The 12,670-nt window shown below is 37.5% G+C and carries 11 protein-coding genes, 1 pseudogene and 1 other annotated feature; of the genes and pseudogenes, 3 read left to right on the plus strand and 9 right to left on the minus strand.

Annotated elements, in window-relative coordinates:
• Positions 1-17: 17 nt before the first annotated feature.
• Positions 18-884 (minus strand): VOC family protein, encoded by an 867-nt coding sequence (locus tag ACUUJN_RS13775; RefSeq protein WP_484668595.1) that lies wholly within the window; start codon positions 882-884, stop codon positions 18-20.
• Between the two features lie 49 nt (positions 885-933).
• On the minus strand, positions 934-1,347 hold the full coding sequence (locus ACUUJN_RS13780) for a DoxX family protein (protein WP_484668596.1): 414 nt from the start codon (positions 1,345-1,347) through the stop codon (positions 934-936).
• A 269-nt stretch (positions 1,348-1,616) separates the two neighbouring features.
• On the opposite strand from ACUUJN_RS13780, the gene ACUUJN_RS13785 reads away from it, so the two are divergent.
• Positions 1,617-2,156: a helix-turn-helix domain-containing protein gene (locus tag ACUUJN_RS13785; protein WP_023988862.1), complete on the plus strand. Its 540-nt coding sequence runs from the start codon at positions 1,617-1,619 to the stop codon at positions 2,154-2,156.
• A gap of 146 nt (positions 2,157-2,302) precedes the next feature.
• A pseudogene (locus ACUUJN_RS13790) lies at positions 2,303-5,272 on the plus strand (Tn3 family transposase).
• 246 nt (positions 5,273-5,518) lie between these two features.
• On the opposite strand, the gene ACUUJN_RS13795 reads toward ACUUJN_RS13790, so the two are convergent.
• The 6 genes from ACUUJN_RS13795 to ACUUJN_RS13820 all read right to left on the minus strand — a co-directional run bounded on the left by ACUUJN_RS13795 (position 5,519) and on the right by ACUUJN_RS13820 (position 11,192).
• Positions 5,519-6,343: an ATP-grasp domain-containing protein gene (locus ACUUJN_RS13795; RefSeq protein WP_340958606.1), complete on the minus strand. Its 825-nt coding sequence runs from the start codon at positions 6,341-6,343 to the stop codon at positions 5,519-5,521.
• Between the two features lie 68 nt (positions 6,344-6,411).
• Positions 6,412-6,664, minus strand: a binding site (T-box leader).
• Between the two features lie 829 nt (positions 6,665-7,493).
• Positions 7,494-7,868 carry a nuclear transport factor 2 family protein gene (locus ACUUJN_RS13800; RefSeq protein WP_023988865.1) on the minus strand — a complete coding sequence of 125 codons (375 nt, stop codon included), beginning with the start codon at positions 7,866-7,868 and terminating at the stop codon, positions 7,494-7,496.
• A 101-nt stretch (positions 7,869-7,969) separates the two neighbouring features.
• Positions 7,970-8,605: an NAD(P)H-binding protein gene (locus tag ACUUJN_RS13805; protein ID WP_484668597.1), complete on the minus strand. Its 636-nt coding sequence runs from the start codon at positions 8,603-8,605 to the stop codon at positions 7,970-7,972.
• 221 nt (positions 8,606-8,826) lie between these two features.
• Positions 8,827-9,570 carry an SDR family oxidoreductase gene (locus ACUUJN_RS13810; protein WP_023988867.1) on the minus strand — a complete coding sequence of 248 codons (744 nt, stop codon included), beginning with the start codon at positions 9,568-9,570 and terminating at the stop codon, positions 8,827-8,829.
• A 44-nt stretch (positions 9,571-9,614) separates the two neighbouring features.
• Entirely contained in the window at positions 9,615-10,643 is a 1,029-nt protein-coding gene (locus ACUUJN_RS13815) for an NADH:flavin oxidoreductase/NADH oxidase (protein WP_023988868.1), read from the minus strand.
• A 126-nt stretch (positions 10,644-10,769) separates the two neighbouring features.
• On the minus strand, positions 10,770-11,192 hold the full coding sequence (locus tag ACUUJN_RS13820) for a MarR family winged helix-turn-helix transcriptional regulator (protein ID WP_023988869.1): 423 nt from the start codon (positions 11,190-11,192) through the stop codon (positions 10,770-10,772).
• Between the two features lie 333 nt (positions 11,193-11,525).
• On the opposite strand from ACUUJN_RS13820, the gene ACUUJN_RS13825 reads away from it, so the two are divergent.
• Positions 11,526-12,074: a recombinase family protein gene (locus ACUUJN_RS13825; RefSeq protein WP_279834136.1), complete on the plus strand. Its 549-nt coding sequence runs from the start codon at positions 11,526-11,528 to the stop codon at positions 12,072-12,074.
• 212 nt (positions 12,075-12,286) lie between these two features.
• On the opposite strand, the gene ACUUJN_RS13830 is transcribed toward ACUUJN_RS13825, so the two are convergent.
• On the minus strand, positions 12,287-12,658 hold the full coding sequence (locus ACUUJN_RS13830) for a hypothetical protein (RefSeq protein ID WP_340958607.1): 372 nt from the start codon (positions 12,656-12,658) through the stop codon (positions 12,287-12,289).
• Positions 12,659-12,670: the final 12 nt, after the last annotated feature.

Consider the following 12,670-nt stretch of genomic DNA (forward strand, 5'->3'; position numbering starts at 1 on the left):
GTTGCGTGTCTTCTATGTTACGAGATTTGACCGTTAATCAGTTTAATTTGAATGCGGAACGGATCAGCTACATACTTGGCGCCCTCGCGTTCTTGCACTCCATAGCCTGCTGCCTCTAAACGAGCGACAATGGCATCCAGTTCCTTCTGATCTGGTACGATCAATTCAAAATAATCCAATCCGGCAGCGTGCTCTGGAGCTGGTGGTGCTCCTTCACCTGCCCATATATTTAAGCCCATATGGTGGTGGTAACCACCTGCGGAAACGAACAAGGCTGAAGAGCCATACCGGCACGTAATGTCAAAGCCAAGCACATCGCAATAAAATTGCTGTGCTTTGAGCAAATTAGACACATGGAAGTGGACGTGCCCGATTACCGTTCCCTGAGGTAGTCCCTGCCAAGGTAGATTTTCGGAAATCGCAACCAAGTCTTCTGCATCCACGGGATCTGTTCCCATCATGTAAAATCCATTAGCATCCTTTTTCCATTGATCACGGGGACGATCTGCATAGATTTCAATTCCGTTATTATCAGGGTCATGGATATATAGGGCTTCACTTACATCATGGTCTCCCTGTCCGATTTCAATCTCATGAGCCAGCAGATTACGTAAAGACAGCCCCAGAGCTACACGGTTTGGGAGAAGAATAGCAAAGTGGTATAATCCGGCTGCGGACTGACGCGGCAGGATAACTGCATTTTCAATATAGTTAAGGATCAGTAGCGCATGCTTCCCATCGACAGTCAATTCAGCGGTATCCGCCGTTTGACGCAGCAACTGAAAGCCAACGACCTCTGTATAAAATTGAATAGAACGCTCCAAGTTACTAACCTTTAATGAAACCTGCCCGATTTTGGTGTTGTCATGAATATGTGCTGTCATGAGATTTCCCTCTTTCTATATGGATTGGAGGACTAAAGCTAATTAAAAATTATTGTTTGGTTGACTCACGACGGCTGAACAAAGAATCCAGAGACAATCGAGTCGTTGGAGCAAATATCAGATGAAGAGCTACCAGAATAAAAGCAATATCCAGCTCATAGCCAGCGCCTTGACCATTCCCCATCAACCCGCTGGACAATTTTGCTGTAAAAATGGCGCCGATCAAAACAATAACCAAAAGCCCAGATACATAGCGAGTGAGCAATCCAAGAATCAATGCAATCCCACCGACCAACTCAATCACCGCAACGACATAACCTAAAAATCCTGGAACGCCAATGCTGGAAAACCAGCCTGCTACATTACCCAACCCCATTTGGAATTTAGCAATTCCGTGTGCCAAAAACAAAATTCCCAGCGCCACCCGCATAATTGTAGAAATGTTTTTGCTTGCTGAACTCATGTTTATCTCTCCATTCTGTTTGTTTATTACACTCATACAAGTGCATATGAATAATTAATTTATATTACTAATAATTTGGTTAAAAAAATAATACTGTCTGAATCTCTGCCGCACCACATTAGTGTGAATCAAACTCGAATTATTAGTAATAGAAATAATTATTTTGTAGTGTGAATTTATCATAAGAAACTGTAGTCTGTCAACAAATTATTTGGTATGATAAATAATAAATTAGTATACATTATATTCCCTTAAAGGAGGAACGCTCTATGGGTATAGGATGCAACATACGCGCCGCTCGTAAACGTAAAAATTTATCCATCCAGCAAATATGTGAACGAACCGGACTATCGCAAGGGTTTATGAGTCAAGTAGAAAATAATAAAACCTCCCCTTCCATCGCAACATTGGACAGTATCGCAAATGCGCTTAAGGTTCCCCTTGCTTTTCTGCTTCTTAAAGAAGAGGAACGGATGCAAGTGATTCGTAAGGACGAGCGTCGTAAAACGTTATATGGTAAAAACAACCTCCAGGTCGATCATTTGGGGGGGCAAGGAAACGTTAAAATGATGCTGGTGGACATGCCGCCAGGCTCATCTACAGAAGAGGAGCATGCTCATGCGGGGGATGAGATTCATTTTATCTTGGAGGGCACGGTATACGTGGAGCAAGGCGAGGATTCAGCTACTTTGGAAGCAGGAGATTCCTTTAGCTGGAGGGCAGCTATCCCCCATTATGCCAAAAACGTGGGTGAAAACAACGCCCGTATCCTGATTTCCGTATTTCTCGAAGCAGAAAATGACGCCTAATAGGCTTGATCACAGGGTTCTTGTCATAGACCGCAAAGTAGATATTAATATGTAAAATATATAGGCCGAATAAGGCTTTTTAATGTTTATTTTTACCTAAACTAACAGTATAGGTAAAAATATTACATATATAGGGAGAGACAGACATGAAGAGGAGTTGGACAGAAGACGAGCTGTTAGAACATTTTATTTTGGTTAACATCGAGCGTAAATTAATCGGTAACAAAACTGGTGCGAGCCGTCTTGGTTTTACGGTGTTATTAAAGTATTTTCAGCATGAGGCTAGATTCCCAACCAAAAGAAGTGACATACCAAGGCCTGTTGTTGAGTATATTGCAAAGCAACTCGAGCTGTCTCCTGATCTATTCGACCAATATCGTTGGGGAGCTGAAGAAAGGAATTACACCTACCATAGAAAGCAAATTCGAGACTTCTTCGGTTTTCAGGAACTTACCCGTAAAGATAATGAACGTTTAGAACAATGGTTAGTAGAACAGGTTCCATTTACACATGATACAGACTATTTAAAAAACCAAGCATATAGTCTTTTTCGCAAGTGGAAAGTTGAACCACCTTCTGCCGGGAGATTGAACCGAATAATTGATTCTGCTATTGATACCTTTGAAAAGGGTTTCTACCAAGAAACCTATCAGCAATTATCTTCTAAGACATGCGCTCGATTAGATTCTTTATTAGACTCCCATGATAAGGGGGAATCTGATGAAGAGGAAAGGGACATTTTAGCTTTTCGGCACCTACTTTCTTCCCCTCGTAAACCAAGTGTCAATACAATGGAGATGGAAGTTAAGAAATTATTGGCTATTCGACACCTTCAAATTCCAGATGGTTTATTTCATCATTTGACTCCAAAATTAATAAAGAAATATCGGCTTCGTGCAGCTACTGAGACAGTAACAGAATTGCGTGCACACCCAATGCCTATTCGCTACACCTTACTTGCTATTTTATTTTGGCATCGCCAAGCTGAAATCATCGATTATTTAGCTGATTTGTTAGATGAAATCACGCTTAAGTTTGGAAATAAAGCAAAGAATACAACCCGTAATGAAACAGTGGCAGAGTTAGAAAAAGTACAGGGGAAAAATAAACACATTCTCAACTTATTAAAAGCAACAGTTGATCATCCAGATGGAATCATTCAAGATACTTTATATCCAATCGTAAGCTCTTCCACCATTCGGGATATTATTAAAGACATGACAAGAAACAACCGAGAATACAAAGAAAAAATTTATATAAAGATGCACTCTTCCTATCGAGGGCACTATAGGAGAGCTCTCTGTGATATCCTAAAAAACCTTACGTTTAAGTCTAATAATCTATCCCATCAACCTATCATTGAAGCTCTTCAACTTATTCAAGAATACAGTGAAAGTGGTCAGCGTTTTTTTGCAGTTGGGGACGAAGTTCCTATTGAAGGAGTCATTCAGCCTAAGTGGAAGGATATCATTATTGAGGAAGATAGCAAGGGGATAGAGAGAGTTAACCGAATTAATTATGAGATTGCTGTTTTACAATCCCTTCGCACGCGACTTCGGTGTAAGGAAATCTGGATTGAGGGCGCTGACCGATATCGAAATCCTGATGAAGACCTGCCCCAAGATTTTGAAGAACACAAAGAAGAATATTTCCAAGCGCTAAAAGCGCCACTCGATGTAGAGCCTTTTATTTCGGACATTATACAACTGATGAAAGATAAGCTCTATTTACTGAACCAAGGCTTTGAAGATAAGAGCAACGATAAAGTTGCGATTACCAGCAGAAATAACAAGGGATGGATTCGTGTTACCCCGCTAGAAAAGCAGCCCGAACCTCCACATTTGTCTATGATTAAACAGGAGATCAGAAACCGTTGGTCCAATATCAACCTCTTAGATTTATTAAAAGAAACAGACTTTCATACTGGATTCACCAAGCACTTTAAAACTACAGCGGACCGGTCTATTTTAGATGAGGAAACGATTCAACGTCGGCTACTTCTCAGTCTATTTGGATTGGGAACAAATACAGGTTTAAAAGCTGTCTCTGCTGGAAATAACCAAGATAGCTATCGTGAACTTCAGTATATCCGTAATAAATTTATTCATAAAGATCACTTGCGAAAAGCCAATGCAGAGGTTACCAAGCAAATCATTTACCATCGAATAAAAGAGGTGTAGGGGGAAGCTACTACCGCCTGCGCTTCCGATTCAAAACATTTTGGATCGTGGGATCAAAACCTTCTTACTGAATGGCATCCTCGTTATAAAAGACATGGAGTCATGATATATTGGCATACAGATCGCAAGTCAGCATGTATCTATTCTCAGCTTAAAACTTGTCTTTCCTCCGAAGTTGCAGCCATGATGGAGGGTGTTCTTCGTCATTGTACAGACATGGAAATAGACCGAAATTATGTAGACACGCATGGACAAAGTGTCGTTGCTTTTGCCTTTTGTCATTTGCTTGATTTTAAGCTGATGCCACGCTTCAAAAATATTGGCTCTCAAAAATTATATCGTCCTGAAGCCGGAATGAATGAGGAATATCCTCACTTACAACCTGTATTAAGTAGGCCCATTAACTGGGATCTCATCCGTCAACAATATGAGCAAATCATTAAGTTTGCGACTGCTTTACGGTTAGGAACTGCATCAGCAGAAGCTATTTTAAAGCGATTTACGAGAGATACGAAGCACCCGACTTACCAAGCTTTATGTGAGTTAGGGAAAGCGATAAAAACCATTTTCTTATGTGATTATCTGCATTTTGAGGAAGTTCGTAGAGAAATCCATGAAGGACTAAATACCGTTGAACATTGGAATTCTGTTAACAATTACATTTTTTATGGAAAGAATAGCGAAATTCGGTTCAATTCTCTAGAAGACCAAGAAGTATCTGCATTATCGCTCCAATTGCTTCAAAACTGCTTAGTTTATATCAATACTTTAATGGTTCAAGAGATTCTCTATAATAACAATCAGTATTGGTTAAAGAGGATGACTCCCGAAGACTTTAGAGGATTAACACCTTTATTTTATAACCATGTGAATCCATATGGGACATTTAAATTAAATATGAATAAGAGAATTCCAATCAATCTAAAAATTTCATAAAAGTGTTGCTTTGAAATAAAGTTTGATCAAAAACACCTCACAAACTCGTATTTTTTACGGTAAATAATAAGAATCCACTTTGAAAAAAAGATTGATCAAAATGGATTCTTATTCTACAGATTTAAGTTTCGGTTTTATAAAAAAGTTTGATCATTTTCTACCTTTGATACTCCACAATCGCGCCCTATAATGGAATAACTAAGATGCTTATATTAGCTGGTATAGTTCTATAAGAACAGTAAAAATTTAAACCTGAAGAGCTTTTTGTAATGATTTTTTCATCGCTTCTACAAAATTCTGACGTGTCTCTTCAGATAATTCTAATAAGGAAAGATAGGGATTTAAATCTTCTAATTCGACTAATAAAAGCTCCCCTTGTTCGCTTCGACAGGCATCAACTCGTTGAATCCCCCAGTCAAGATTATTCCAGTCAATGAAACGTTTAGCAAAAGCTAAATCTTCTTCCGTAGGTACATACTCTTTCAATTCCCATCTTTTATCTTTATCCGGTGCATAAAGAGCATACTGAAATTCTTTGTTGATAAAATAAAATGAGACTTCATATTCAAAATTGATAAATGGTTGTACCAATGTATTTTTCGATTGTGAATTAACTTTTTCACTCAATTCATCTTTCGTAACAAATTCCATCCCGATAGAATCTGCTCCATCTTTCGGCTTTACGATATACGTGTCTACATTAGGGAGTTTATTTAGGGAATCAAGCGTATCAATCGTTGGAATAACAGGAAAATGAGCATTTGTTAGTTCTATTAAATATTCTTTTCCGTTCATATCAGCCTTCCCATCAAACGAATTATATGTGTTTAAATGTTTAGAAACAATTCGGTTGCGGAACGCTTCATATTTGTCTTTAAAATTTGCGACTGGACCTGCATTTCGGAAAACAATTAAATCAGCATGATCTTCAAATGCTTCGATATCTTCAGGATGACAGATGACCAAATTAAAGGCTTCTCTAAGTTTAGAAGTAAGAAATAAATCCTCTTCATAATAGTTTCTTCCTTTTGCTTCATAATATAAATCTGTTACAAATAGTAGCGTCTTCATTACGCCTTCACCTGCTTTTCTTAAATTCTTATTGTAAAAAAAACATCCTAAAAAAAAATCCCGTCTCAGTAAGAGACGAGATTGAAACTCGCGGTACCACTCTTGTTTAATAAAATGTTTGAATAACACTTTATTACCCTTTACAAACGTACAATCATACGTTGTCCCTTGTAACGGTGGATACCGATAAAGCTTACTAAACATTCGGCTTTACTTCTCAGAGATGATTTTCGGTTATTATCTGAACACTGGTTTTCAGCAAAACACCAGCTCTCTTTGGAACAGAAACAATAACGTACTCTTTCTCTTCATAGAATTTAAATAAAATTAGATTAATTAGCATTATTATATATTAATTCGAAAATAAAACAAATGGTTATTTAAGGAAGTTAATTGGATTTCTTTATACAATTATTGCTTCTACACTTTAATTTAAATATCCAATTCCCTTTAAAAGTTTTGCTCCACAATCTGGCCCTTTAACGGAACAACTATGTTGTCACTCAACAGTTCCTTAATTCACCTTTTAATTCAGATGTACTTTTCAATTCACTAAAAAACACCCCTTAGATAATCTTATCCAAAGGGGTAAAGCATCGTAACTTTTTTGCAAACGGTATAACTTTCATTAAAACGGTACATCTTTTTTATAAACGGTACTTTGTTTCAAATCTACACCTGTTTTTTAAATTATAAGATATTCTAAAACCTTTGAATACCGTAAATTTCCTTCTTTTAGTTCAATAAAAAGAAAAAAGAGGATTATCTCACCATCCCCTCTTGTATATCAGGCTTTTTTATTTCTGGACCCTTTATGAAAACTCTTACATTTATAAAGGCTAATAGACCGAAAGTTCCGAATGTTACCACGTTTAAAGTTACCCGTAATTTTTAGCTAACACTAACTAGACAAGCCAATAATCATCTAAATGGTGACATCAATAAAATTAAGCTTTGTACTGTCGTAGGAATAGTAGTTATACGTAATCTTCTTCTTGTCTAGGATTCGCATTACATTGGTTTTGTCCTGCTTTTTTACCCATAATTATCACCGATCTGACTGTTTAAAAGGTTTTAATTCCTGTCTCAAAAACAGTGGACAGTCCTCTATTTTTGAGACAGGCTTATGATTCTATTTGGAAATTACTTTTTACGAATGCAGATGGAATAACTTCGAAATAATGATCCATTCACCGTCTAGTTTAAGTAATTGCTGAAAATCAGTGTATGATTCGCCATATGCATCATTCTCTAAACTTATACGAACAGAAGCAATCGTTCCTTCAACATCTAGAATATCAACCCTTGATTTAAGATCCATTGCAGGACCAGCTTTATCCATAAAGTCCCATAAGTTTTGAATAGGTCCTCCTAGAAAGCCATCAGTTGTATTGTAACCGTACATAGTTGCATCTTTATGAAAAGCTTGCTTTGCTACTTCTTTGTTCCCTGAAATAAGACCTTCTATATACTTATTCACCACTTTAATAATCTCATCGTAATCTTTTATTGCTGTTTTGCTCATTTTTCCTAAATCCCCCTTAAGTTATAAATAGTCCGTTTAACGATAATAAAGTTTTCTAACCCAGGCTCGTTTTATTTAATTAGCACATATAAAAGCTATTCTTATAAATTCCGCAAAGCATCTGATATAGGAGTTTTACCATCGCTCATTGTGATGACTTTTTCGATGGTATTAGGGTCTTGCAAACTCTGAACTAACGTATCCACTACATTTTCTATAGAATTTTCACCAGGATAATCAATATTGACATCTATTTTTCCAGATCCAGGCTCCTCTTTTAAAACACCAGGCTGTAATATTGTATAGTCTAGCTTGGTATTATTAATTAGCCAATGATCAGCAAAATGTTTAGCAATATTATAATTTGTTAAATCTTTTAGAAAAGACTGCTTCCACTTGTCTTGATTTAGGGCAAAAACTGAACTAAGCATGATAAATCTTTTTATTTTCTTGTGCTCAGCAGCGCGCATCACTTTAACAGCACCATTTAAGTCAATCTTCAATAAATCTTTTCCTTTAGAACCAGCTACAAAGAAAATAGCTTCTGCATCATACATATTCTCAGCTATTGCTTCAGGGCTCGCTAATAAATCTATATGAACATAGCGAACATTGTTCGAACTGCTTGTGAGGTTATCCCTTCTAGTTCCTGCGTAAACAAAATGTCCGTTCTCAACTAGTTTATCAACAAGATGTGAACCTACTCGACCATTAGCTCCTACTACTAATACCTTCATGAAAAAACCTCCCCAAAAATGAATTTAAATGAGTATTTATCTTATAGTGATAAAAATGATATTAACATGGTCTGACCATATTGATATTATTTTACTCTATTCAATTTAAAACAAACTATAAGTGTAAAAACTTATTGTCTAATTCTTATAGACAAAATCAAGTGGGGTAAATTACCTCTCTTTTCTTTCGTAATCAGAAGTCTTTCTTTCAAATTACCTCATTACCATTCCTGTGCTGTAGGTGTGACAATCACATCATTAATCATGACGTTCGCAGGCTTATTAACCACAAATCCAATTGTTTCAGCTACATAGTCTACGTCAATAGCTACCTTATTTAATTCTCCCAGTACAGATTTTACATCTTCATCTGTCACTGTATCCTGCCAATTAGTTGCAATGACACCTGGTGAGACTAAAACAGCTTGAATATTATGTTTGACCGATACCTCTTTACGTAGACTTTCGGTAATTGCTCTTACTGCATACTTCGTAGAACTATACACACCATGACCTTCACCAATCGCATGACCGGCAATAGAACCTACATTAATGATTTGTCCACTTCCTTGTTTCTTCATATGAGGTAGGACCGCAGCTACTCCATACAGCACACCTTTTACGTTAAGGTCAATCATCGTTTCCCATTCGTCTACATGAGCGTTATCCCACATGGAGAACAACATCATCCCTGCACTGTTAATTAACGTATCAACTCTTCCGAATTTATCTACTGTAAAGTCTACGAGAGATTGAACGTCTTCTTTGACGGTAACATCTGTCACCTTGTAAGAAGCCTTCCCCCCTTCTTTATTGATTCGCTCTGCTAGATTTTTTAGTTTCTCTTCATTTCTGGCAGCTAGAACGACAGAAGCTCCATTCTTCGCAAGATGAATCGCTGTTGCTTCTCCAATCCCACTTGAAGATCCTGTAATAATGACTACTTTGTCTTGAATATATGACATCTTTTATACTCCTCCTTTAGGTTTTTATCTTTTGTCATTTCAACTTATCTTCTAAAACCATCTGCGTACTGTGTAGGCACAGTCGTTTCTTTTTTTAATGTAGCTGCAGCTTCTAATGCCCAATGAGGATTTCGTAACATTCCTCGTCCAACAGCTACAAGGTCTGCCTCCTCATTTCCGATAACAGCGTTTGCCAATGCAGGGGCATCCAATCTTCCAACTGCAATGACCGGAACATTGAGAGCTTTTTTAATTTCTCGAGCTAGTGGTACTTGATAAGCAGCATGCGTACCAGGTTTTCCCCAAGCAGCAATAGGACCTTCACCACCTGAAGAGATGTCAAAGATATCTACTCCTGCTTTTTGATATTCTTTTGTAAACTCTATACTTTGGTTAATTCCATATCCACCTTCTACATATTCTTTAGCAGATATACGCATCATTAACGGCATATCTTCTGGTATCTCAGCTTTGGCTGCTTCAATAATTTCTCGGCCAAACTTAGTTAGATCCTTTCCATACTCATCATTTCTTTTATTTGTTAAAGGAGAGTGGAATTGATGAATTAAATATCCATGAGCACCATGGATTTCAATTGTGTCAAATCCTGCTTTTACTGCGCGCTGTACGGCCTTGCGAAACTTTTCTACCATTTCTTTCACTTCATCTGTTGAAAGAGCTCTAGGTGTTTTTGAATTTTCATCAAATGGAATAGCAGAAGGTGCAACTGGCACAGCAGCATCTTCTGCTTTACGTCCAGCGTGAGCGATTTGAATACCAACTTTTGCTCCATAACGGTGGCAAGCTTCTACAATTCTTGCTAAAGCAGGGATTTGCTCGTCTGACCATAATCCTAAGTCAAAGTCTGAAATACGGCCATCAGGCTCAACATCTGTCATTTCAATCATAATAAATCCAGCTCCACCGATCGCTCTATTTACATAGTGCAGGTAATGCCAATCCGTAGCGATCCCATCTTTATTTTCAACCGAATATTGACACATTGGAGACATCACAATACGGTTTTTTAACTCCAATCCTTTTATCTTATAAGGACTAAATAAATGTTCCATGATAAAAAACTCCTTTTTATTTAAATTAAATGCATGACACATGCATATAATTTAACGCTAAATTTTCTCCATGTCAAGTCAAAGTACTCCATCTGAAAAATGAGTACTTTGACTGATTAGGAATTTTTATAACTCTTCTATTAACTGTTTCATTAATCCTTCAACATTAACCGTAGAGAGATATGATTTTAGTATTTCTCGGAAAGAAACTAAACTTCTTTGTAGTTTCTTCTCACCTAAGTCAGTTAGGCGAGTATAGGAACCTCTACGGTCATCTGTACAAACATGCTTTTCTAATGCACCACAGCTGTTCGCTTCCATATTACCTACTAGCCTAGAAAGCGCACTCTGACTTAAACCGATCATCTCTTGCAATTGCTGTAATCTGAGCTTTTTGTCTGGTGCTTTGGAAAGGTAGTAGAGTACGTAGAATTCTTTTAAAGATAAGCTGTACTCCGCTTGCAGGACATTCTCCAATTCTTTCTTTATTTTATTTTGTATAGAGTCTATGGTTAACCAATGATCCATAAAATCATGATTAGTATTCATGATATTCCACCTATTCTACATTATATTATTGCGTTCTAATCAGAATATATGCACAAACTGGTACGATATCTAAACCATGTTACATAATAATTCTTTAACATATAATTTTACCAAAGTGAAGTGCAAACAGTCAAATTTCTACTACTGAATGTTAGGTACCTGAATGTTAGGTACCTAAATGGGTATCCAAAAGAAAACAACCTATGTGTAAAATATCCAATTTAACCACCAAGTGTTATTCAATTATCTGGCCCTTTTCTTGAATAACTAACGTGTTTGAGAGGTCATTTAATCACCTTCAAGCACATACGACATCTCTTTTTTTACAACTACATTACCAAAAACCATGCCCGCGTTTCCACGATTGATCAGAACCTAGACAGACAACTTAGCATGCTAAAGGAATATGGCTGCGAAAAGATAATTGATGAAAAATTCACTGGTACAGTGAAAGACCGTCAAGGTCTGCAGAATTTAATGAATGTGATTAGGGCAAATGATATTGTTGTAGTAGAGAGTATTTCACGTCTGGGTCGTAAAACGCTCGATATTTTAAGTATCATTCAAGAATTTGAAGATATAGGAGTACAATTTGTCTCCTTAAAAGAGAATATGGACACACGAACAATGTTTCAAATGATGTGTGTGATTGCTGAATTGGAACGGAATCTCATCGCTGAACGAGTAAAAGAAGGATTGGAAGCAAGTAAGAAGCGTGGGAAAAAGCTTGGAAGACCGAAAGTCGACAAGGATAAAATAGCCTTGGCCCTACGAATGTATGACAGTAAGGAATACTCTGTAAAAGAAATTATAGAAGGCACTGGTATTTCACAAGGTTCTTTATACAGAGCTATTCAGAAGCGGACCCTAGAAACAACATAAGGAGCATACACTTTGCTCCTGTTTTCTCATATCATCTCTCCACTTATCTGCTACTTTGCGGTCTATGACAGCAACCCTGTGACTAGGCCTAATAGATACTTAAGCAAGCATGAAGCAACAAAAGTACAAATTCCATCTAAAAAAGCGCGTACCGGGAAGTATCTTTACTTCAACGATACGCGCTTTTTAAATTTTCCTTACTATTGCTGCTCTTAACTTATTCCATCGCCTGCTGGGGCATCTGTACGCGATTCCCACGGCAGCTTGAAGGTTTTCATAATTTGTTTGGTATTAGCCGGGAGTCCAGTTACGGGATCACCCGTAGTACCCAGCAGTTCTTCTTTATTTAGCGTGGTAATCCGTCCATAATAAGTAGTGCTGCTGTCTCCCCATCCTGTAGTAAACTCGTAGATCAGCGGCTTATTTAGCTTCGGATAAGTTCCCCACTGATTTTTGGCTTTATTCACCATAAAACGCTCCAGCGGATCGTATTCCATTGTAAATGTTTTATCAAAGGGAGCACCCACATACCCTTGATAGGTGACAACTGGAAAACCGTCCTTCACTTCAACCAGATTCAGCACACCCCCACCTAC

The sequence above is a fragment of the Paenibacillus sp. LRG-1 genome (genome assembly GCF_057220305.1).